The following is a 21,770-nucleotide window of genomic DNA, read 5'->3' as shown; positions in this document are numbered from 1 at the left end:
GGCTTGGAACTCCATCCCGGCGTTAGCCGGGTTATTACAATACCTGTTTATTTGTATAAGCAATTAGTTATTTATTTGTTTTAACGCGTCGCTGATATTGTATGCCGGCAAGCCGCAGGTTTTATCCCTGCATACAAATATCCGCGTTTGGCTGTTAAACTTTTCTGCCAGCAAAGGTAAACTTCCATCTTTACCGCCCAAGATTATTTTATTGGGAATGTAATTTTGTTCCATTTCAACGCGCTTGGCTTCAGCGTCGTTCCCGGTAATGGCCACCTCGTAGGTGCCAAAAACCTCATCGAGCAGTAATACCTGCCAGTTGGAATAGGCCGTACCATATTTAGCCAAATGTGGTACAATGTTGCGCAGCAGCTGTGCCGATACCTCCAGGTAGCCCTCGTTATCAAAAAACAGTCCCAGCTTTTTAAGGTTGCGCGCCATTACCGAGTTTGATGCCGGGATCACCCCATCCATAATTTCGGATTTACGGGCGATAAGCACCTCATCATTGTCGGCTGTGTAAAAGAAGATGCCACCCTCCGGATTGTAATAATGGGCCAGGGTATAATCTGCAAGCTTTTGCGCCCGGATCAACCATGTTTCGTCGAATGTGACTTCGTACAGGGCGATGAAGGCATCTATGACGTTGGCATAATCATCAAGGAAAGAAGCCTCTCCCCAGCCCTCTCCTTCGGAGAGGGAGCTTTTGTAAACTCGCCTTACTTTGGCGCCGGATATTAAATTCTCTGTTATAAAATCGGCGTTTTTCAAAGCCAATTCCAGATATTCGGGTTTGTGGAAAGCGCGGTAAGCCTCGCAAAGGCCTTTTAGCATGAGGCCGTTCCATGATGCAAGTATTTTATTGTCTAGTCCCGGGCGGATGCGCTTGCCGCGGGCATCCAACACTTTTTGGCGGGATGCGGTTATCCTGCTTACCAGGTCATCAACTTTTAAGCCGAGTAATTTTGCCAGTTCGGCATCCTCTTCGCGGCGGTAAAAAACGTTGGATCGCTCTTCTTCCCAGTTGCCATCTTCGGTAACGTGGTAATAGATGTTGAACACGTCGGCATCGTTGCCCAATATCTCTTCTATCTCTGTTTTTGTAAAGATGTAAAACTTACCTTCCTTACCCTCGCTATCAGCATCAAGCGCGGAGTAAAAACCATTTTGGGGCGATGTTAGTTCTCGACTTATAAAAGTGATTATCTCATCTGCGATGGTTTTATAAAGCGGGTCGGGCTGCCAGATGTAGGCCTCGGCGTAGAGGCTCAGCAACTGCCCGTTATCGTATAGCATTTTTTCGAAGTGCGGCACATGCCATACCCCATCCACCGCGTAACGGGCAAAGCCGCCGCCAATATGATCATAAATGCCACCGAATGCCATTTTTTTGAGGGTGAGCTTAACATTTTCGGCAAGTTCATTGTCTTTCATCAAATGCGCGTAACGCATCAAAAACAGCGAATTATTAGGCATCGGGAATTTGGGCGCGCCGCCAAAACCACCCTCAACCGGGTCTATGTACCTGCGCCATGTGGCCAATATGGTTTCCAGGTCGGCTTTGCTATATTGGGGCTGCTCGGTTACAAATGCAACGCTCTCGTATTGTTTGATGCCATCGGTTAGGCGCACGGCGTAGTCTTCGGCTTCTTCGGGTTTGGTTTTGTAGAAATCGGCCAGGTTAAACAGCAGGCTCGTCCAGTCGTTTTTACGGAAGTAGGTACCACCGTAGATGGGCCTTTGGTCGGGCAGGCAAATACAGTTCAGTGGCCAGCCGCCACGACCACTCATCAATTGAATAGCACTCATGTAGATCTGATCTACGTCGGGTCGTTCTTCCCTATCCACCTTAATACACACAAAGTATTCGTTCATCACCCCTGCAACGGCCTCGTCCTCAAAGCTCTCATGCTCCATTACGTGGCACCAGTGGCATGCCGAGTAACCAATGCTTACCAATATCAGTTTGTTCTCGTCCTTAGCTTTTTGCAGCGCTTCTGCCCCCCATGGGTACCAGTTAACCGGGTTATTGGCATGCTGCAGTAAATATGGCGAGGTGGAGTTGGCAAGTTTGTTCATGCGGGTGGATATAAGTGGCGCTGTTAATGAAATTAACAAGCATGCAATTTGTTTTGTAAGGAATGCAAATCTGATACTTATTATTGAAGATATTATCAGCAAAAAGTTAAAAGTTGATTACAATTATACATTATACTTGCGTAAGTAAATCCTATTATGAAATTAACCACCTTGCCTTATCTAATTTTATGCTCATTGTTTTTTTTAATCATCGCTTGCCAACAGAAAAAATCCGCCGTACCAATTAGTAGCGGCTTAGATATAGATAGCGCACGATTAAACGAATATCAAGAGGTTTCGCTTATATCATTAATTGCCAATCCGGAAAAGTATAATAAACGGCATGTGCGTGTTATTGGTTATTTAAATCTTGAGTTTGAAGGTAATGGATTATATTTTCACAAAGAAGATTATGATAGGGCGATTGAAAAAAACGGCTTATGGGTAGAGATGTCAAGAGATAGTATTTTTTCGCCCCAAATAAAGAAATGCAATCGTAAGTATGTTTTAATTGAAGGTACATTTGATAGCGAAAATACCGGCCACAAAGGTATGTGGAGTGGTTCATTGAAAGATATTAAAAGGTTAGAAGTATGGCAAAGCTTAAGTACGCTTCCTGCAAGTAAGCCTTAACCCTTACACAAATGAATACCAAACTAAAAGCCGCTAAAACCATCATGTTCCTGGCGGCGGTATATAATATTTTCTGGGGTATAATAATATCCGCTTACCCGCAAATAATACTTTTTGGCAACCCGCCTACCGATTTCCTGCTCATCATTTTGCGATGCGTGGGGATGCTGGTTGGTGTTTATGGCATCGCTTATTATTTTGCATCTAAAGACCCGGTGGCTTATTGGCCGCTGATACTGGTTGGCTTTATTGGCAAGGTGCTTGGGCCAATCGGTTCGGTATATTACATCTGGCTGGGCAAACTGGCCCCGTCCTTCTTTTAAGTAAATGTTTGGAACGATATGATCTGGCTTGTGCCATTTGGTTGGATCATTTTTCAGGCGATAAAAAAGAGGTTATAACAATATCCATAAAATAGTTTGTTAGGGGTTGTTTTTCTCATCGAAATAACAGTACAAATTAGCCGGATAAAGTTCGCCGCAGGGCGTTTCAAAGTCGTTTTTTGGTGGTTTAAGGGCGAATAATTTCGCCGATTTTCGCCGATTTTTTAACTATTAAGAAACATGGTTTTTCGCCGGCGATTGCACAATCGTTAACAAGATTGGGCACGTTGAAAATTTCAGTTACCAAATTATTTAGCTTTCCCGTGCAAAACACTAATTTCGCGGTACAAGAAAAGAGGAACAGGATTTGGATTATTTAGAGGGGTTAAATCCCGAACAAAAAGCAGCAGTATTACAAATAAAAGGCCCGGTAATGATCATTGCCGGCGCGGGTTCTGGCAAAACACGGGTTATTACATTTAGGGTTGCGCACCTTATCCGCAGCGGTGTGGATAGCTTTAATATACTGGTACTTACGTTTACCAACAAGGCCGCCCGCGAGATGCGCGAGCGTATCAACCACATATGCGGCCCCGAAGCTAAAAACATCTGGATGGGTACCTTCCACTCCGTTTTTGCCAAGCTTTTAAGGGTGGAGGCCAACCGCATTGGCTACCCAAGCAACTTCACCATTTACGATACCGACGACAGCAAAAGTGTACTGCGCGCCATACTCAAAGAGATGCAGCTGGACGATAAGATGTATAGCGTAAACGCTGTTTTGAACCGTATTTCTGCCGCAAAAAGCAGTTTGCTTACCCCCGGTGAATATCAAAATAATGCTCAAATACAAGCTGACGATGATTCGGCGAAACGCCCGTTAATTGGAAAGATATATGAAACTTATGCGCAACGCTGCTATCGCGCGGGTGCTATGGATTTTGACGATCTACTGTTCAAAACCAACCAGCTGTTAAGAGATCATGCGGATGTGCTTAATAAATATCAGCACAAATTTAAATATGTTATGGTTGATGAGTACCAGGATACAAATTACTCGCAATATATGATTGTTAAAAGGTTAGCCGCTGTGTATGAAAACCTTTGTGTTGTTGGCGATGACGCGCAAAGTATCTATGCTTTCCGTGGGGCAACCATTCAAAACATCCTCAATTTTGAAAAGGATTATCCTGATCTTCAAATATTTAAGTTGGAACAAAATTATCGCTCTACCCAAAATATTGTAAACGTTGCCAACAGTATTATAGCCAACAATAAGGACCAGCTTAAAAAGAATGTGTTCTCTGAAAAGGAAACAGGCGACAAAATAAAGGTAATGCGCGCTTTTAGCGACAATGAGGAAGGCAAACTGGTTGCAGATGCCATTATGTACCAGCGCAGCTCAAACGGCCTAAAATGGCACGATTTCGCCATCCTGTACCGTACAAACGCCCAGTCGCGCTCTATGGAGGAGGCCTTGCGTAAGAATGGTATCCCATATAAAATTTATGGTGGCTTGTCGTTTTATCAGCGTAAAGAGATCAAAGATCTTATCGCCTACTTCCGCCTAACGTTTAATCCTAATGATGAGGAGGCGCTTAAACGGGTTATCAACTACCCAAAACGTGGCATTGGAGATACCACGCTAGACCGGATCATTGTTGCTGCCGATAAAAATAATATCACCCCCTTTGAGGTGATCCTGGAATCATCAAGATACATCGAGAAGGCACCTGCATCACTAAGCGCCTTTGCCGTCATGATCCAGAGTTTCCAGGTGATCACCAAAAACCAGACTGCTTACGAGGCGGCATTGCACATTGCGCAGCATTCGCGCTTGCTTAAAGACTTGTACGAAGATAAATCTGTAGAGGGGCTTAACAGGTATGAAAACATACAGGAGCTGCTAAACGGGATCAAGGAGTTCTCGGAACGGGAAGACATTGAGGAAAAAGGGCTTGACATTTTTATGCAGGATATTGCCTTATTAACCAATGACGATAAGGATAAGAACAAAGATGCTGATACGGTGTCGCTGATGACCATCCACTCATCCAAGGGGCTAGAGTTTCCGCAGGTACATGTTGTGGGGTTGGAAGAAAACCTGTTCCCGTCGCAAATGTCTCTCAACTCGCGCAGCGACCTGGAAGAAGAACGCCGCCTGTTTTACGTAGCCATCACCCGCGCAGAGTACAAATTAACCATCAGTTACGCCACATCGCGTTTTAAATTCGGCACACTTATTAGTTGTGAGCCAAGCCGTTTCCTGGATGAGATAGACGCCAAATACCTCGAACTTGATTTTACAGCCAAGCCGGCTTCATCTTTTGACGATGAACGCAACGCCTGGACACGTAAAAACGACACCTATTCTAAACCAAAAGCAGCCACTGCGCCTCCTGTAAAAACAACATCTATACTGGCTAAAGCGCATGTGCCATCGCCCGATTTTAAACCGTCTGACACCTCAAATTTACAAGTAGGCATGCAAGTAGAGCACGAGCGTTTTGGCTTTGGCAAAGTACTTACACTGGAAGGTAACAAGCCGGATATTAAAGCAACCATATTTTTTAAAGAAATTGGCCAAAAACAATTGCTTTTAAAATTTGCCAAACTAAGTATAATAAGTGGGGTGGAGTAACCTATTATTCCCAATTTATGTGGCAGTAATTCCACAGTTTCCCACAAGGCAACATTAACTATGTGTTAATTACACACAATAAGCGTATGTTTAGTGTATGGCATTAAGTTTGACTAATAGTTAGTATCCTATTTTTCTAATTAACTATTATTATGTATATGATGAGTGAGATTATCAAAAAGAAAACAAATAAATCGGCCGGTAAAAATATTCGTACCCTGCGCCACGAACACGGCTGGAGCCAAGAAGATGTTGCAAACCGTTTAGGCATATCTATCCCCGCATTCTCAAAAATTGAAACCGGAGTGACGGATATTAATCTATCGAGGCTTGAGCAAATTGCCAATATTTTTGAGGTAAGTGTTGTTAACCTGCTTTCGCTTGAATACACCGAAGAGCCAAGCACACAAGATGTAAGCCTTAGCATCATCCAGAAAAAACTGGTTGACAGGGAAGCCGAGATCACCAATTTGCAACGTAAAGTAATTTTACTTTATGAAGAATTGCTGAGCAAAGGCAATGTTGCTATCTAATTTCACAAGTACTGTTCAATAAATACAACAGTTAGTCGCTATTTTATTACGGTAATAAATCGATTTTTATTCACTTTCATTTAATTATTTTAAGTTAATCTTAATTAATTAAGCGAGATTAAAATAAAGGCCGATTTATTATCGTTTTACGTTTAAAATCAATCCAATTGCCCGGATTGGATTTATAATTGCAATGGCATAAGTATAACACAGAAGTGAACTACTATGTCAAACTACATGATATCTATTGCCAATACCGACCAGCAAACCATAGGTACTATACACGATAGGCGCAGCAAGCTAAAGGTTAAAGCATTCGGGTTATTCAGATCCCGTTTAAAACCGCGTGAGGGCGAGGTGAGGTTTTTTGTTACTGCCGGCGATGAGACCTTAGCGTTTGAAACAGAAGGTTATAAAAGGCACAAGCAGTTACTTATCCTGCAAATGATATCAAGGTATTGTATGTACTTAGGGTTGATTGAAGCACAAATCCATAGCACCTATCCGAGGCTATAATATATTACTTAACCTGTAGTCCTGCCGGTATCGTTGAGCATTTCGCTCATTTCGATGATCTTTTGGTCGATATCAGAAACGCACTTATCCATCATATTGATACATTCTTTTTCGTCCACCAGGCCTTCTTTCTCCAGGTTCATCAAACCGCGCAGGGTGGCAATAGGCCCACGGATCTGGTGCGAAAGATAGGATGAGTATTCGGAAAGTTTCTTGTTCTTTATCTGCAGATCCTTGGTACGCTCATCAATAATTTCTTCGAGGTGATGGTTCACCCTATCCAGGTTATCTTTCTGGCGCGAAACTTCTTCGTTCAAATCGGTAAGCTTTGTATTGGTAATGGTTTTGCGTTTAACATTGCTCACCAGCAACACTATAACTACCAACAAAAGGCCTGCTACTACTGTAACGGCCCAAAACTTAATCCGGTCATTTTGCTGCCGCTGAATAGTTAGTTCATTTTCGCGTTGCCTTGCCTGCTGCTTAAACTGTTCCTGCAACATGTTAATCTGGGTAGATTCGTTGGAGGCATAAATAGTACTATCCTGCCTAAATATCGTTTGTAAATACGTGAGGGCTTTCTCGTAGTGTTTCTGCTTTGCCTCTAACTGGTAGTTGGTGTAGTTGTAATCAGATTCCAGCTTTTCATCTTTAAGGGCCTTTGAATAAGCCTGGCCTTCTAATACTACCTTAGTAGCATCAGCAAAGCGCCCCTGCGCTATATATAAGGATGCAAGGGTAAGGTTGGTACTGGCAACAGGTTTGTTCAAATCCTTTTCTTTAGCGGCTTTATTGGCAGCCAGCAAAAGCTGTTCGGCTTTATCATACTGGTTTAGGTTAAAGTAAATTACCCCCCTGTTTTGCAAGGCCTGTATAGTATTAAATGTATCTTTTATAGCTAAAAATATGGTGTTACCCTTGTCGTAGTAACTTAACGCCTGGTAAAAAATCTTCTTACGGTAATAAACATTACCAATATTTAAATAGGTGGATCCTATAAGTTGCTGATCATTTAATTTTTGACCGATTGCCAGCGATTTTTTCAGGTACTCTAATGAGCTTGTATAGTTATTATCGAGGTATAAGTTTCCAATGTTGTTGTAAACTTTAGCCTCACTGCGCAGATCTTTGATTTTCGCAAAACTTGCAAGGGCCTGTAAGTAATCCCGGATAGCGGCGCTTGCCTGGTTCAAATAATAATTACCTATCCCCCTTACGCGGTAAGCCTCACCAATACCCTTTTCATAACCCGCCTTTTCTGCAAGGGTTAAGGCCTTATTAGCAAAGGCAACCGTCTGTTCGGGATTGGTACCGCGGTTATCATAAGCCAGCTTATTAAGCTTATTTACCTCATTAGTATCCTGAGCGGCAACGTTGATTTTATCTACTGCGCGTGCAGTAGCACATTTAATCAGAAATATAAAAAGCAGCGTAAAAATTCTATTCATTAGGGCTCTATACGTTGATATAATGGTGAAAGTTATAAAATAATTACAAACTACATCTTTTTAAGTTAAAGTTAAAAAAAAACAACAAGAAATTTTTTTTTAAACATTGCATAATAATTAAAAAACATAATTATATTTGTGATGTTAATTTACTGATTGTTAAGAAGTTACACAGTTATTAACACGTTATCGTAATATACGTTAATAGGTAAAACTTAACTATTTAATTAACTAATAGTTAGTAAAAAATAGTTAAACTATAGCAAATAGTTGTATAATTAAAAATTGCTTAAGGGATAAATAAAACTGGTAAATTAAGAGTAAATAAAATATGAAAAAAATAGCACTTGCATACGTAGTTATACTTAGTGGATTGTTAGTATCCGGCAGCGTAAAACCCACAAATATTCGCATTGCGATGAACATGTTTTTAAAGGCGACCACAGGTATCAGAAAAGATATTGGTACTGCAGACTAATTTAAAACAAACAAGAATAAAAATATTAAAACACAGCATATGAAAAAGTTAATTATCGCAGCAGCATTAATCTTAACAACAGGCGTTTTACCGTCATACACCAAACAGGTTAATGTAAGACCGGCGGCAACAATTGAGCAAAACAACATCACATTCAGAAAAGACGTTGGCACCGCCGATTAATTAACCCTATCGAAATATTTAACACCCCTTAAAAATCAAATAATACAGTTATGAAAAAGATATTAATAGTAGCATCAATCATTTTATCAACAGCGGTTTTACCATCGTACACCAAACAGGTAACTGTAAAACCAATTGCCAACATTTCAATTGACTTAAGCCTGGCGCTTGTTAAAAAAGACATTGGCACTGCCGACTAATTATCTAACATCATAACAATAACAACCATGAAAAAATCAATCATAGCAGCAGCAATCATCATCTTAAGCGCAGGCGCATTACCATCATGCACAAAAAACGCCGAGATTAAACCAACTGCAACTTTTGAAAAAAGCACAGTAGCCAACAAAAAAGACGTAGGCACTGCAGACTAATTCGCAACAGCGATAAATAACAATTACACATACAAACACAAATAACATCGCAACCACAAAACACATAACACATATCATGAAAAAATTAATCATAGCAACAGCAATCATCTTTAGCGCACTTACAGCAACTACCGTTAACGCAGCAACTTTCACAAACAAAAAAGACGTTGGCACTGCTGACGCTAAAAACAAAAAAGATGTTGGTACCGCAGATAACAAAAAAGACGTAGGCACTGCTGACGCTAAAAACAAAAAAGATGTTGGTACCGCTGATAACAAAAAAGACGTAGGCACTGCAGACTAATAAACAATCACAACATATATCAACCACACTCACAAATAACATCACAACCACAAAACACATATCATGAAAAAATTAATCATAGCAACAGCAATCATCCTTAGCGCACTTACAGCAACTACCGTTAACGCAGCAACTTTCACAAACAAAAAAGACGTTGGTACTGCTGACGCTAAAAACAAAAAAGATGTTGGTACCGCAGATAACAAAAAAGACGTAGGCACTGCTGACGCTAAAAACAAAAAAGATGTTGGTACCGCTGATAACAAAAAAGACGTAGGCACTGCTGACTAATAAACAACAGCGATAAATAACAATAACACATACAAACACGAATAACATCACAACCACAAAACACATAACATGAAAAAATTAATCATAGCAACAGCAATCATCTTTAGCGCACTTACAGCAACTACCGTTAACGCAGCAACTTTCACAAACAAAAAAGACGTTGGTACTGCTGACGCTAAAAACAAAAAAGATGTTGGTACCGCAGATAATAAAAAAGACGTTGGCACTGCTGACGCTAAAAACAAAAAAGATGTTGGTACCGCTGATAACAAAAAAGACGTAGGCACTGCAGACTAATAAACAACAGCGATAAATAACAATAACACATACAAACACAAATAACATCATAACCACAAAACACATAACACATATCATGAAAAAATTAATCATAGCAACAGCAATCATCTTTAGCGCACTAACAGCAACTACCGTTAACGCAGCAACTTTCACAAACAAAAAAGACGTTGGCACTGCTGACGCTAAAAACAAAAAAGATGTTGGTACCGCAGATAATAAAAAAGACGTTGGCACTGCTGACGCTAAAAACAAAAAAGATGTTGGTACCGCTGATAACAAAAAAGACGTAGGCACTGCAGACTAATAAACAACCATCACTACAGTTCACCAGCAAATACAACAAACATGAAAAAGATAATCATAGTCGCAGCATTAGTGTTAACATCAGCAGTAACTGCATTTTCGCTTACTACCAAAACTGATAACAAAGTAAATGCTAACAAATTGAAAGAAGACGCAGTAACAGTTAGTGTAAAGAGCGCAAACACTCCAAAAGCAGACGTAGGCTCAGCCGACTAACTGTAAGTACCATATCGTAGATATCATGAAAAAAACTATCGTAGCCGCAGCATTAATATTAACATCAGCAGTAACCGCATATTCGCTTACAATTAAAACTGATAATAAAGCTGAAGCGAACAAACTAAAACAGGATGCTATAACAACTTCTGTTAAAAGCACCGCCGCCCCAAAATCAGACATAGGCACTGCTGACTGATCTTCGCGTTAAACTTGTATCAACATAAAACAAAAATGCCCCGCTATAAATAACGAGGCTTTAAATAAAGTAGAAGTTTTTAAAAACTCAATTTTTCATTTATATATTATAAGGCCGGTTTGGCAGCAGTTTTAAATTTGCTACAATTATCAAGCTTATATATTATAGTATAACCCGCGGCCCCGTCAGTTTCCTGGCGGCCATCTTTAGTAACCTTAAATGGTTTCTGGCCCAACTCCTGCGCAGATAGTTTAAACGCAACAGCCATTGTATCTTTCGTCCCTTCCTGCAAAAAAGTCCACACCGCTTTAATATCGTTACCTTTCATAGTACCTTCAAGGGTTCCCTTACGCGCATCCTTCTCTTTGGGTAGCCATTGCATTTCGCCATTTACCTTTTCGGCATTAATAATTAAATGTATTGCTGTAGTATCCTGGTTGCTTGTGCCCTCGGTACGCAAAAAGCAATACTCCATATTTTGGGCGGGTGCATTCAGCCTAGCCCCTTTAGAGGTATCTTCTGCAACCGTTTTAGTTGTATCCGACCCTTTGTTTCCGTTACCTGTACACGAGGCCAGGGCCAGCGCGCATATGCTTAATATAGTGTATGGTTTCATGCTAAATATTTTATTGTTTGATTAATAAACGTCGGGTTTGTTAAAAAGTTCGATACTTTATTATACATGCATCATTTCAGACAGCTTATATTAAAGGTATAAATTATGTTGATATAAACCTTTACCATATTATGCTGGTGCTTGCCTATCAGGGCCGGGGCTTGATGACCGAAGCTATTGACGCTATAACCCGCTATGCTTTTGACAAAATTATGCTGCATTGTACCGAATGCTAGCGTAAATCCGTCCAATCTACCTTGTATAGCTGTAATAGAGAAAACAGGCTTTGTAAGAGCGCGTTACTTTAAGCAGAGTTTCTATTATAGCGATGAATTTCCCGATTCGGCCATTTATTCGATAATATGTGCAAAAAAATCATCTTTTGTATAATTTGTTAGTTAAGTATAAATACATATATTGCCTTCATTATTATAAACATTACCTGTTAGGGTGCTAAACAAACTAACAGATAATTAAAACAAAAACATAATTAATCCAGTTACAATTAAAATTTAAAAAAAACTAAACATGGCAGCTTCAGGAATCACAGCGTATTCAGTAAAGACTAAAACTAAAAATGTTCCAATGATCGATCCGGTTATCGACATCAAATCTGGCAGATACATTGCTACAGGTAAAGATGCAGAAGGTAACAAAATGGCAGCTATAATGGGCAAAGCTACAGCAGAAGAGCACGTTAAAGCAGGTAATGCAAAAAAAGGTTCTGGCTGGTAAATAATATTAATCCAATAAAAAACCTGCCTCAATTAGGCAGATTTTTTATTGGATTAATATTTAATACGGTTAGGCCCACACCTTATATGGATTTACTGACAGGCTGGCGTTGGTATATCGGCCATCGTGGCTTACTTCTTCCCCTACCCAATCGGGTTTTTCAAATTGTTCATCTTCGCTTTTAAGTTCAATTTCTGCAACAATAAGTCCGTTGTTTACGCCTCTAAAAACATCAACTTCCCACAAATGCCCTCCATAGTTAATGTCATAACGTATTTTCTCTATATATGATGTAGCAAAGTTTTGCAATATCTCGTTACCCTCGTTAACAGGTATAGTGTACTCATACTCGCTTCGGCTAATGCCTGTAGTTGCCCCCTTTAGCGTAATATAAGCGACTGTATCCGTAACACGAATCCTTACCGTGCGTTTTTCTTCACTTAATATATAGCCTTGCTTATACAGCTTACCATTGGGTTTTATAACTTTTTCCCATTTGGTATGGTCTACCAAAAATTTCCGTTCTATTTCTGTTGGCATAAGCTAATGTTTTGTAGCACTTAATTTACAATAATACTATTTTTAAAAAATCGTTTATACAGTTTACTTAATCTTCAATTTCATCAGCCTAAAAGTTAATGAAATGTTAAAACTTAAACCGCTTAATATGCGGTAAAGCTAAATGTTTATATTAGCCAAGCTACTTTAACTATTATAATGAGCCTGAAAAAATTCGCGCTGACCACACTTTTGGCCACCTGTTTAATTGCCCCTGCCTTTGCCCAACGTGATACTGTTGCCCTAAGTACCATTATTACCAAAACGGTCAACTACATCACCAACTTCCCGATAGAGAAAGTTTACCTGCATTTAGATAAACCCTATTATGCCGCCGGCGATACCATTTGGTTTAAAGCATATGTATCGCTTGATAAGCATCAGCCATCAAACCTTAGTAATATAGTGTATATAGATATTGCCGGCCAGGATTCTATCATGAAACTGGTTAAACTGCCGGTTATAAATGGCGTAGCCCATGGTAACATCATCCTATCGCCCGATACTTACAAACAAGGCAACTATCATTTAAGGGCCTATACTAACTGGATGCGTAATTTCGAAACGGATTATTATTACAATAAAACCATTACCATTGGCAATGCCATACAAACCCAGGTTAACACCAGTATTACATTTAACCGCACAGCAGGCCAACCCAAAGTTAGCGCTACTATCACCTACACTCAACCCGGTGAAGTATTAGCCAACAAAAAAGTAAACTGGAGCATAACTAACCCCACCGGCGATGAATTAAGCAAAGGCAAAGGCACTACCGACGTCAACGGCGTACTAAATGTTGTACTTACCGAAACTGCCGTTGCATCGCTAAAAACCGCCACGCTAACAACTAATTTAGAACTGCCCGGCAAAAAAGAAACGCTTAAAAAATTCCTGCTAACCGCCGCCGCCGCCGACCGCGACGTGCAGTTTTTTCCCGAAGGAGGCGAGCTTACTCTTGGCGTACGCTCAAAAATTGCGTTTAAGGCCATTGGCACTAATGGGCTTGGTGTAAATATTAAAGGCACCATTACTGATAATGTGGGTGCAGTTATAGCAAATTTAGAATCGTCCCACATGGGTATGGGTATTTTTGCGCTAATGCCTGAGGATGGTAAAACCTACAAAGCCAACGTCACGTTTGGAGACGGGGTTACAACAACTTACGAAATGCCGCGGATAAAACCTGCCGGTATCACGTTATCCGTTTACAATACCGATGCTGATAACATTAATATAAAACTATCTGCAAACGATCCGTATTTTAAAGCCAACCAGGGCAAGATCTATTACGTAGCGGCCCAAAACGGCGGTGCTATTTATTTTGCAGCTAAAACTGCTTTAGAAACGCTAACCTACAGCGCGGCCATCCCCAAAAATAAATTCCCAACAGGGCTTATACAATTAACTTTATTTAGTGATCGTGGCATTGCCCTGGCCGAGCGTATTGTATTTATTAAACGTAATAACGCGCTTAACCTAACCATAGCACCAGATCGTAAGACGTTCTCGGTAAGGCAAAAGGTAAAGTTTGCAGTATCTGCAAAAAATAATGCTATACCTGCCGAGGGAGAATTTTCTGTAGCAGTTATTGATGAAACGAAAGTGCCCGTTGATGAAGACAGCGAAACCACTATTATGAGTAACCTTTTGCTAACATCAGACATTAAGGGTTACATCGAAAAACCAAACTATTATTTTGTAAGTAAGGATCCTAATGTAGATGCCAATTTGGATATCCTAATGTTAACGCAGGGGTACCGCCGTATTTCGTACCGTAATATTATAACCGGCAAGTTCCCGCAGATCTTCCTTACACCCGAGCAGCAAGGCCTGGAAGTGAGTGGCATTTTACGCAATAACACAGGCATGCCAATTTCTAAAGGTAACCTGCGTATCCAGATACCGGCTAAAAATTATTATGCAGAAACCGTAGCAGATATGAGCGGCAATTTCAAGTTCTCCAAATTAACCTACCCCGATTCGGCACAGGTAATTATCAGTGCGCGTAATAATCCCAATAGCAAAAGCATGATGATATCGGTAACCGGAGACAGCTACCAACCGGCCACAAAAAATACAAACGCTTTAGATGAAGTTGCCAATATAGACAGCACCTACAAAAACTTAATGTTAAACAGTAAGCGCCAATACGATAATTTGCACATTTTAAAGGAAGTGGTTATTAAGTCTACATCTTTAGTGAAAAAAGCAACCCATAGTGACTACGGCACCCTATCTGCCCTGCCTATGATGTCCGACCAGCAAATCCCAGGCGAACGTTTTAAAGATTGCCCAAACCTATATGTTTGCTTGCCTACAATGTTATTAGGCGTATCGGCAGAAAATAATGCCCTCTATTTCACAAAAAACATATCCAATCAAAACAAACTACCACTGCAGGTATTTTTGAACGGTAGCCCCGTGGACTACCAAACGCTTAACGGCTATCGTGGTAACGATGTAGAAACAATAGAGGTATTTAAATCTGACGGATTAAGCAACATCAACAAAAATTACATGTCTGATGGTATTATATCCATTATTACTCGTAAGATCAAAACCGATAAAATAACCTTCGCACAACTGCAAGAGATGCTCCCTAAAGGCAACTTACTTAGTTACAATGCGCAGGGCTACAGTATCCCGCGTGAATTCTACTCACCTAAGTACGACCCTTTAAAATCAGGTACCTTTGGCGGCGATCTGCGCAGCACAATTTTTTGGAGCCCCAAAATCAAAACCGATAAAACAGGGTTAACATCTTTCGAGTACTTTAATTCGGATAGCAAAGGCAGTTACCGCGCGGTTATAGAAGGCATGGACACCGAGGGTAACCTGGGCAGGTATATATTTAGATATACCATAAAGTAAATCGGCATGTTACGTTTGCATTATTAATTTATTTACATACGCTAAGGTAAACTAAACCTAACCCGTATGGATGCATCACTTATTTACTGGCCTGCCGTTGCTGTAGCAGGTTTATCGGGCTTTGCTGTTGGCGGTATCTGGTATGCACCTCCCGTATTTGGCAAAGCATGGATGGCAGACAGTAACAACAGAACTGTTACAAAAAGGCAAAAAAGCGAAGATCTTTGGTTTCACGTTCTTTTTATAGCTGATAATGACGGTAAACCTCGCGGCTTTTTTGGCCAATGCTAAAACAGATGTTGCCTGGGGCACTACGGCGGGTTTCATGGCCGGTGTATGGACGTTTTTTGCTATCGCAACCGCCTCATTATTTGAACTTAAAACCTGGCGCTACATTTATATAAATGGTGGCTATAGCGTGGTATTATTAACCATTATAGGTACTATATTAGGTGCCAAGCGGTAAGCATCACTATTAAAATCTCCTATATTTGTTATCATTTTAATTACTCCAACCAGGCGATATGACACTTCTGTGAACCGTTGCCCCGAACAATAAGCCTTATTTAGCGTTTATTCATTTTACCATAAGAACCAATATTATGAGTGACGCAACAACATCAACATCGCCAAAAACATTTAGCATAGGCGGCGACCTGGAGATTAACCGCATAGGTTACGGCGCAATGCGCATTACCGGCAAAGGCATCTGGGGCCCGCCAAAAGACCACGACGAAGCTATTGCCGTTTTAAAACGCGCGATAGAACTTGGAGTGAATTTTATTGATACTGCCGATAGCTACGGCCCGCATATTTCAGAAGAATTAATAGCCGAGGCATTATATCCATACCCTGCCGATTTGATCATTGGTACAAAGGGTGGCTTGCTCCGCACCGGGCCCGATCAATGGCCGGTAAATTCGAGCCCCGAGCATCTAAAAGAAGCACTTGAAGGTAGCTTGAAACGTTTAAAACTTGATCAGATAGACCTTTACCAATTGCACCGTATTGACCCTAACGTACCTGCCGAGCAAAGCTTTGAATTTTTAAAACAAGCACAAGCCGAAGGAAAGATCCGCCATATTGGTTTATCTGAGGTTGATATCGACGATATTAAAAAAGCACAGGACTATTTTGAGGTGGTATCGGTACAGAATATGTACAGTGTGGACAACCGTAAGTGGGAAGGCGTACTAAATTTTTGCGAGGATAACGATATCGCGTTCATCCCATGGTTCCCGCTGAATGCAGGTAACGTGGCAGCACAGGAAAAACTCCAAAAGGTAGCTGAAAAATATGGCGCAACTGTACACCAGGTTGCTTTGAGTTGGTTACTAAACCACTCTAAAAACATCCTGCTGATACCGGGTACATCAAGCGTAGCTCACCTGGAAGAAAACATGAAAACAGCCGGCGTAGTGCTGGATGCTGAGGACATTGACGAACTGGATGGTATATCGCCTCCTGTTGGATAATTCCAAAATATCTACTATAACAAAAAAGGATGCTGAAATGATCAGCATCCTTTTTTGTTAATATGTATTTTTGTGCCTGTGAAAAGCAAAGAGGAAATATTAAACAGCTATTATTCGCATGGCGAGGACGGCACACCAGAAATAGCAGCCTATGGTTTACTACAAGCCATGGAAGAATACCGCCAACAAGCAGAAGAAGCCGCTTTTAACGCAGCACGAGAGCTTGATGGCCATAAGCCAGCCTTCACCAACTTTGTAGACTATCAAGCCAGCCTTCAAGCTAAAACAGAACAGCTACCCAAAGAAGATACAGTACGCTTAGTAGCTGACAGCATCATAGAACAATTCCTGCCCGATGACCCCGCCGAGCAAACTTTTGAATTTAGCTTTAAAGCCGAAGGCACAAACCAAACCGTTCTTTACAAAAGAAACGCCGCCGGCCAATGGATATATGCCGAAAAAGTATAATCTTTCTCTTCCAAGTAGTCTTGTTTCCTGACTCTTAATTTCTTGTCTCTCTACTAAACATTTGCTACTTTAAACGGCTTAACATCCACCGTTTCCCAGATCTTTTGGGTAATGTAGGATTCGCTTTGCTTCCAGGCCTCGAGGCCGTCTTCGCTCTCAAATTGCAGCACCATTACCGATCCTATCATCTTGCCTTCGTCGTTTAGTACGGCGCCGCCTAAAACGTAATTGCCGCTTTCCTTTAAAGCTTTGGCTCCATCAAGATGGTGCGGGCGGATGTTCATGCGGCGTTCAAGTGCGCCTTCGTCGGTATAGTCGTAGCCTGTAACAATATATTGGTTCATAGTAGTTTTGTTTAATAACGGATAATTAACAAATAAATGCAAGTTCTGTTTAGCATGCAAATTTATTGTTCTAAAAAAACTTTTGCCTATCGTTACGGAATAACTGTATAATTTACAATATTTGTTTTCCCAACTATAAAACCAATTTATGAGAACTGATCTGAAACAAGAATTTGTTAAACAGTACGGTAAAGAAGCAACCAAAACCTACTTTTCACCCGGCCGCGTAAACCTTATTGGCGAGCATATCGACTATAATGGTGGCTTGGTTATGCCATGTGCCATCACATTCGGCTCTTGCTTACTGGTATCGCCCAATAACGAAAACGTGTTCCGTTTCAAAAGCCTCAACTTTAACGAACAAGCCGAAGTACCTTTAAACTCCGAGCATAAAAAAGTTGGCGAGGTTTGGTATAACTATCCTGTTGGTGTGATTGCCCATTTTTTGAAGGATGGTAAAAAGCTGCAAGGCATTGATATGCTGTTTTATGGTGATATCCCTATTGGCTCGGGCCTTTCCTCTTCTGCATCCATAGAGGTGGTTACCGCTTATGCGCTCAATGATCTTTTTACGGCAGGTTACAGCCGCCTTGACCTGGTTAAGCTTTCGCAAGCTGTTGAGAATAAGTTTATTGGCGTAAACTGTGGCATTATGGACCAGTTTGCCGTTGCCTTTGGCGAGAAGAATAAAGCCCTGATGCTAAACTGCGATACGCTGGACTACCAGGCAGTCGACAGTAACCTTGGCGATTACCTGCTGGCAATCATCAATACTAACAAACCTCGTAAACTGGCCGAATCTAAATACAACCAACGCGTACAGGAATGCCGAAGCGCCCTTGTTGCCCTAAAACAGGAACTGGATATCAATTACCTGTGCGATATTGATGGCGCAACGTTCGAAAAATACAAACACCTCATAACTGACGCCACTGTACAGGACCGCGCCAAACACGTGGTAGCAGAGAACGATCGTGTAAAACTGGCCGCAAAAGCGCTTAGCAATAATAACCTTACCGAGTTTGGTAGGCTGATGTATGCATCGCACCAATCCCTGCGCGACCTTTACGAGGTAAGCGGCATAGAACTGGATACCGTGGTAAATTATGCTAAAACAAACCCCGACGTAGCTGGCGCACGTATGACCGGTGCAGGCTTTGGTGGCTGTGCCATAGCATTGGTTAAAAAAGACACCTTTGATAAATTCAGCAAAGAAGTAAGCGCTTATTACACAGATAAAATTGGTTACGCGCCATCCGTTTATGCATCATTAATTGGTGATGGTGTAGGTATATTGAATGAAGTGGTGAGCAGTAAATAGTGAATGGTGAGTAGAGAGTGGTTAAAAACGATAACCATTGATATATTTGCACTTTATTAATACCCTTCTATGCGCAAGTTAAAACTGGACGAATTGAACCGTGCTACTGTAGATGAATTTAAGGCTCAGGACAAATTACCTGTGGCCGTAGTGCTGGATAATGTGCGCAGTATGCATAATATTGGCTCTATCTTCCGCACATCTGATGGTTTTGCAGTTGAACAGGTTTGCCTTTGCGGCATAACCGCCCAGCCGCCGCATCGCGAGATAGAGAAAACCGCCCTTGGTGCCACACAATCCATCAACTGGACATATTTTGAAACACCCTTGCAAGCTGTGGAAGCCCTCCGCGCAGATGGTTATAAAATAATAGCTATTGAGCAAGCCGAAAACAGTATTATGCTCAACACTTTCACCCCTGCGTCAAACGAAAAATACGCGCTTATCTTCGGCAACGAGGTAAATGGCGTGAGCGACGAGGTAATGCAAAATATAGATGCCTGCATTGAGATTCCGCAGTTTGGCACCAAGCATTCGTTCAACATTGTGGTATCGGCAGGTATTGTTTTGTGGGATTTCTTCTCGAAGATAGTTCGCTCTTAGTTCATGGTTCATGGTGGGGACCCGCGCTAACCGCGTTTTGAAAATGATTAAAATATTGACGACAGGTAAGAAAATCCATCGGAAAAATAGGCACATTCAGACAGGTGTCTCACTATTTATATTAGAAAACGAAACACTTTTTACAAGCGCCTCATAATCAATTAATTAAAATTTGACTTTATGCATTAAAAAGTCAACTAAAATTGTAAGTTTTTGAAAATTAGTGACTTATATTTTAAAAAAAGTGTTCCACTATTTTCTGAATGGGACGGAATGGGACACCCTTTTTGATGACCCGTACTGAAATAAGTTTACACTTATGGTTGTAAATATCGTATAATTTACAGGTTTTTCATTCACCTAAATTCGCCCTCAGATCACCATAAAACGACAAGAGAACAATACTAAAAAAGCCCTTGCAGAATTAACTGACAAGGGCTCGGGATTATAACTTACTGACTAATTATTCTTAATAAAACACCTGGTCGAACTGGTTAACCGCGTCCTTACTTTCCAGGTTGGAGTGGCCCATCAAAAACTCATCTACCTTGCGGGCAGCTTCGCGGCCTTCTGATATGGCCCAAACAACCAATGACTGGCCGCGGCGAATATCGCCCGCTGCAAACACTTTGCTTACATTGGTGCGGTAAACACCCTCTTTGGCTTTAACATTCTTGCGCTCATCAAGCTCTACGCCTAACTGCTCCAGGGTCCCTTCAAACTGCGGGTTCACAAAACCCATCGCCAGGAATACACGCTGGCATGGTATTTCGCGCTCGCTGCCTTCAACTTCGTTGAATTTGATCGGGCGGCCCATTACATCAATCTCCCAGCTTACATCGGTCACTTTAAGGGCTCTTAGGTTACCTTCAGCGTCCCCTAAAAACTCTTTAGTGTTGATGCCCCATGAACGTTCAACGCCTTCCTCGTGCGAGCTGGTGGTCTTTAAAACCATTGGGTAAGTTGGCCATGGCATGTGTGATGTACGTTGTTCCGGTGGTTGCACCATTACTTCAAACTGCCTTACAGAACGTGCGCCCTGGCGGTTTGATGTGCCCACGCAATCGCTGCCGGTATCGCCACCACCAATAACAACCACATCTTTGTCGGTAGCAAAAATATCTTCCACTTCAACAGCGATGCTGCTAACACGTTTGTTTTGTTGTTTCAGGAAATCCATGGCGAAGTACACGCCTTTAAACTCCCTGCCGGGGATAGGTAAGTTACGCGGGATAGTAGATCCACCTGCCAGTACTACCGCGTGGTGGTTACGCAATACCTCATCGGCAGCTACGTTTTTACCTACTTCGGCATTGCATTTAAACTCGATGCCATCCTCTTCCATGATTTGGATACGGCGGTCTATCACCCATTTCTCCAGTTTAAAATCGGGGATACCGTAACGCAGCAAACCACCGGGGCGGTCGTCGCGTTCAAAAACGGTAACAGCGTGGCCTGCTTTGCTCAATTGCGCTGCGGCAGCTAAACCTGCAGGGCCGGAACCTATTACGGCTACCTTTTTGCCCGTTTTAATTAACGGGGCAACTGGTTTAACCATATTTTTAGAATAAGCAACCTCTATAATATGTTTTTCAATTTCCTCGATAGCTACCGGTGGTTTGTTGATGCCCAGTACACATGCAGACTCGCATGGCGCAGGGCAAATACGGCCGGTAAACTCCGGAAAGTTATTTGTTGACGATAAGATCTGGTACGCTTCGTCCCAATTTTTGCGGTATACGGCATCATTAAACTCGGGGATAACATTGCCAAGCGGGCAACCCGAGTGGCAGAACGGGATCCCACAGTTCATGCAGCGTGCCGATTGCTGGTTTAGTTTTTCATCAGAATACAAACCAACAAATTCATTAAAGTTTTTTACCCTTTCAACAACAGGCGTTTTTTGGGGAAGCTCCCTGTTAAATTCCTGAAATCCTGTAACTTTTCCCATTCTGATA

General features: G+C 41.4%; 30 protein-coding genes. 24 read left to right on the top strand and 6 right to left on the bottom strand.

Translation table 11 applies throughout. The features are described 5' to 3' along the window. Nucleotides 1–63: 63 nt before the first annotated feature. On the bottom strand, nucleotides 64–2,079 hold the full coding sequence (locus NAF17_RS03145; RefSeq protein WP_252756523.1) for a thioredoxin domain-containing protein: 2,016 nt from the start codon (nucleotides 2,077–2,079) through the stop codon (nucleotides 64–66). A gap of 156 nt (nucleotides 2,080–2,235) precedes the next feature. On the opposite strand from NAF17_RS03145, the gene NAF17_RS03140 reads away from it, so the two are divergent. The 5 genes from NAF17_RS03140 to NAF17_RS03120 all read left to right on the top strand — a co-directional run bounded on the left by NAF17_RS03140 (nucleotide 2,236) and on the right by NAF17_RS03120 (nucleotide 6,725). Beyond that, the gene (locus NAF17_RS03140) at nucleotides 2,236–2,712 is read left to right on the top strand and encodes a hypothetical protein (protein ID WP_252756522.1); all 477 of its coding nucleotides are present in this window, start codon (nucleotides 2,236–2,238) and stop codon (nucleotides 2,710–2,712) included. Between the two features lie 11 nt (nucleotides 2,713–2,723). Continuing rightward, the gene (locus tag NAF17_RS03135) at nucleotides 2,724–3,035 is read left to right on the top strand and encodes a hypothetical protein (protein ID WP_252756521.1); all 312 of its coding nucleotides are present in this window, start codon (nucleotides 2,724–2,726) and stop codon (nucleotides 3,033–3,035) included. A gap of 367 nt (nucleotides 3,036–3,402) precedes the next feature. Beyond that, on the top strand, nucleotides 3,403–5,676 hold the full coding sequence (locus NAF17_RS03130; RefSeq protein ID WP_252756520.1) for an ATP-dependent helicase: 2,274 nt from the start codon (nucleotides 3,403–3,405) through the stop codon (nucleotides 5,674–5,676). Between the two features lie 158 nt (nucleotides 5,677–5,834). Continuing rightward, nucleotides 5,835–6,209: a helix-turn-helix domain-containing protein gene (locus NAF17_RS03125; protein ID WP_252756519.1), complete on the top strand. Its 375-nt coding sequence runs from the start codon at nucleotides 5,835–5,837 to the stop codon at nucleotides 6,207–6,209. Nucleotides 6,210–6,434: 225 nt separating this feature from the next. Beyond that, entirely contained in the window at nucleotides 6,435–6,725 is a 291-nt protein-coding gene (locus tag NAF17_RS03120) for a hypothetical protein (protein ID WP_252756518.1), read from the top strand. A gap of 8 nt (nucleotides 6,726–6,733) precedes the next feature. Here the strand turns inward: NAF17_RS03120 and NAF17_RS03115 are convergent, their stop codons facing one another. After that, nucleotides 6,734–8,173 carry a tetratricopeptide repeat protein gene (locus NAF17_RS03115; protein WP_252756517.1) on the bottom strand — a complete coding sequence of 480 codons (1,440 nt, stop codon included), beginning with the start codon at nucleotides 8,171–8,173 and terminating at the stop codon, nucleotides 6,734–6,736. 331 nt (nucleotides 8,174–8,504) lie between these two features. On the opposite strand from NAF17_RS03115, the gene NAF17_RS03110 reads away from it, so the two are divergent. The 10 genes from NAF17_RS03110 (at nucleotide 8,505) to NAF17_RS03065 (ending at nucleotide 10,818) form a co-directional block, all read left to right on the top strand. Then, nucleotides 8,505–8,651, top strand: a complete 147-nt coding sequence (locus NAF17_RS03110) for a hypothetical protein (protein WP_252756516.1) — start codon at nucleotides 8,505–8,507, stop codon at nucleotides 8,649–8,651. Between the two features lie 39 nt (nucleotides 8,652–8,690). Continuing rightward, nucleotides 8,691–8,834 carry a hypothetical protein gene (locus tag NAF17_RS03105; protein ID WP_252756515.1) on the top strand — a complete coding sequence of 48 codons (144 nt, stop codon included), beginning with the start codon at nucleotides 8,691–8,693 and terminating at the stop codon, nucleotides 8,832–8,834. 50 nt (nucleotides 8,835–8,884) lie between these two features. Then, nucleotides 8,885–9,034: a hypothetical protein gene (locus tag NAF17_RS03100; protein ID WP_252756514.1), complete on the top strand. Its 150-nt coding sequence runs from the start codon at nucleotides 8,885–8,887 to the stop codon at nucleotides 9,032–9,034. Nucleotides 9,035–9,061: 27 nt separating this feature from the next. Continuing rightward, complete coding sequence (locus NAF17_RS03095; protein WP_252756513.1) at nucleotides 9,062–9,208, top strand: hypothetical protein; 147 nt, start codon at nucleotides 9,062–9,064, stop codon at nucleotides 9,206–9,208. Nucleotides 9,209–9,284: 76 nt separating this feature from the next. After that, nucleotides 9,285–9,512 (top strand): hypothetical protein, encoded by a 228-nt coding sequence (locus NAF17_RS03090; protein WP_252756511.1) that lies wholly within the window; start codon nucleotides 9,285–9,287, stop codon nucleotides 9,510–9,512. A gap of 63 nt (nucleotides 9,513–9,575) precedes the next feature. Beyond that, nucleotides 9,576–9,803: a hypothetical protein gene (locus NAF17_RS03085; RefSeq protein WP_252756512.1), complete on the top strand. Its 228-nt coding sequence runs from the start codon at nucleotides 9,576–9,578 to the stop codon at nucleotides 9,801–9,803. A 69-nt stretch (nucleotides 9,804–9,872) separates the two neighbouring features. Further along, nucleotides 9,873–10,100, top strand: a complete 228-nt coding sequence (locus NAF17_RS03080) for a hypothetical protein (RefSeq protein ID WP_252756511.1) — start codon at nucleotides 9,873–9,875, stop codon at nucleotides 10,098–10,100. Between the two features lie 76 nt (nucleotides 10,101–10,176). After that, the gene (locus tag NAF17_RS03075) at nucleotides 10,177–10,404 is read left to right on the top strand and encodes a hypothetical protein (protein WP_252756511.1); all 228 of its coding nucleotides are present in this window, start codon (nucleotides 10,177–10,179) and stop codon (nucleotides 10,402–10,404) included. A gap of 41 nt (nucleotides 10,405–10,445) precedes the next feature. Further along, nucleotides 10,446–10,619: a hypothetical protein gene (locus NAF17_RS03070; protein WP_252756510.1), complete on the top strand. Its 174-nt coding sequence runs from the start codon at nucleotides 10,446–10,448 to the stop codon at nucleotides 10,617–10,619. A gap of 25 nt (nucleotides 10,620–10,644) precedes the next feature. Next, nucleotides 10,645–10,818, top strand: a complete 174-nt coding sequence (locus NAF17_RS03065; RefSeq protein ID WP_252756509.1) for a hypothetical protein — start codon at nucleotides 10,645–10,647, stop codon at nucleotides 10,816–10,818. Between the two features lie 106 nt (nucleotides 10,819–10,924). Here the strand turns inward: NAF17_RS03065 and NAF17_RS03060 are convergent, their stop codons facing one another. Beyond that, complete coding sequence (locus tag NAF17_RS03060) at nucleotides 10,925–11,434, bottom strand: hypothetical protein (RefSeq protein ID WP_252756508.1); 510 nt, start codon at nucleotides 11,432–11,434, stop codon at nucleotides 10,925–10,927. Nucleotides 11,435–11,565: 131 nt separating this feature from the next. Here NAF17_RS03060 and NAF17_RS03055 point away from each other — a divergent pair, with 131 nt between their 5' ends. Both NAF17_RS03055 and NAF17_RS03050 read left to right on the top strand, forming a co-directional pair. After that, nucleotides 11,566–11,670: a GNAT family protein gene (locus tag NAF17_RS03055; RefSeq protein ID WP_252756507.1), complete on the top strand. Its 105-nt coding sequence runs from the start codon at nucleotides 11,566–11,568 to the stop codon at nucleotides 11,668–11,670. A 292-nt stretch (nucleotides 11,671–11,962) separates the two neighbouring features. Beyond that, on the top strand, nucleotides 11,963–12,169 hold the full coding sequence (locus tag NAF17_RS03050) for a hypothetical protein (protein WP_252756506.1): 207 nt from the start codon (nucleotides 11,963–11,965) through the stop codon (nucleotides 12,167–12,169). Nucleotides 12,170–12,238: 69 nt separating this feature from the next. On the opposite strand, the gene NAF17_RS03045 is transcribed toward NAF17_RS03050, so the two are convergent. Continuing rightward, entirely contained in the window at nucleotides 12,239–12,709 is a 471-nt protein-coding gene (locus tag NAF17_RS03045) for a CYTH domain-containing protein (RefSeq protein ID WP_252756505.1), read from the bottom strand. A gap of 177 nt (nucleotides 12,710–12,886) precedes the next feature. Between NAF17_RS03045 and NAF17_RS03040 the strand changes: the two genes are divergently transcribed. The 5 genes from NAF17_RS03040 to NAF17_RS03020 all read left to right on the top strand — a co-directional run bounded on the left by NAF17_RS03040 (nucleotide 12,887) and on the right by NAF17_RS03020 (nucleotide 17,544). Beyond that, nucleotides 12,887–15,601: a carboxypeptidase regulatory-like domain-containing protein gene (locus NAF17_RS03040; RefSeq protein WP_252756504.1), complete on the top strand. Its 2,715-nt coding sequence runs from the start codon at nucleotides 12,887–12,889 to the stop codon at nucleotides 15,599–15,601. Nucleotides 15,602–15,667: 66 nt separating this feature from the next. After that, nucleotides 15,668–15,892: a DUF1761 domain-containing protein gene (locus NAF17_RS03035; RefSeq protein WP_252756503.1), complete on the top strand. Its 225-nt coding sequence runs from the start codon at nucleotides 15,668–15,670 to the stop codon at nucleotides 15,890–15,892. Then, nucleotides 15,855–16,067 (top strand): DUF1761 family protein, encoded by a 213-nt coding sequence (locus tag NAF17_RS03030; protein WP_252756502.1) that lies wholly within the window; start codon nucleotides 15,855–15,857, stop codon nucleotides 16,065–16,067. The genes NAF17_RS03035 and NAF17_RS03030 overlap by 38 nt, the downstream gene beginning before the upstream one ends. 136 nt (nucleotides 16,068–16,203) lie before the next feature. Beyond that, nucleotides 16,204–17,076, top strand: coding sequence for an aldo/keto reductase (locus NAF17_RS03025; RefSeq protein WP_252756501.1), 873 nt, complete (start codon nucleotides 16,204–16,206; stop codon nucleotides 17,074–17,076). A 78-nt stretch (nucleotides 17,077–17,154) separates the two neighbouring features. Beyond that, complete coding sequence (locus NAF17_RS03020) at nucleotides 17,155–17,544, top strand: hypothetical protein (RefSeq protein ID WP_252756500.1); 390 nt, start codon at nucleotides 17,155–17,157, stop codon at nucleotides 17,542–17,544. 53 nt (nucleotides 17,545–17,597) lie between these two features. On the opposite strand, the gene NAF17_RS03015 is transcribed toward NAF17_RS03020, so the two are convergent. Next, nucleotides 17,598–17,888 (bottom strand): YciI family protein, encoded by a 291-nt coding sequence (locus tag NAF17_RS03015; RefSeq protein WP_252756499.1) that lies wholly within the window; start codon nucleotides 17,886–17,888, stop codon nucleotides 17,598–17,600. A 148-nt stretch (nucleotides 17,889–18,036) separates the two neighbouring features. Between NAF17_RS03015 and NAF17_RS03010 the strand changes: the two genes are divergently transcribed. Both NAF17_RS03010 and NAF17_RS03005 read left to right on the top strand, forming a co-directional pair. After that, nucleotides 18,037–19,209 carry a galactokinase gene (locus NAF17_RS03010; RefSeq protein WP_252756498.1) on the top strand — a complete coding sequence of 391 codons (1,173 nt, stop codon included), beginning with the start codon at nucleotides 18,037–18,039 and terminating at the stop codon, nucleotides 19,207–19,209. A gap of 69 nt (nucleotides 19,210–19,278) precedes the next feature. Then, nucleotides 19,279–19,812: an RNA methyltransferase gene (locus NAF17_RS03005; protein ID WP_252756497.1), complete on the top strand. Its 534-nt coding sequence runs from the start codon at nucleotides 19,279–19,281 to the stop codon at nucleotides 19,810–19,812. A 469-nt stretch (nucleotides 19,813–20,281) separates the two neighbouring features. Here the strand turns inward: NAF17_RS03005 and NAF17_RS03000 are convergent, their stop codons facing one another. Then, complete coding sequence (locus tag NAF17_RS03000; RefSeq protein WP_252756496.1) at nucleotides 20,282–21,763, bottom strand: glutamate synthase subunit beta; 1,482 nt, start codon at nucleotides 21,761–21,763, stop codon at nucleotides 20,282–20,284. Nucleotides 21,764–21,770: the final 7 nt, after the last annotated feature.

This window comes from Mucilaginibacter aurantiaciroseus, assembly GCF_024055595.1.
Classification (GTDB): domain Bacteria; phylum Bacteroidota; class Bacteroidia; order Sphingobacteriales; family Sphingobacteriaceae; genus Mucilaginibacter; species Mucilaginibacter aurantiaciroseus.
This window is presented reverse-complemented; position numbering and strand designations above follow the sequence as displayed.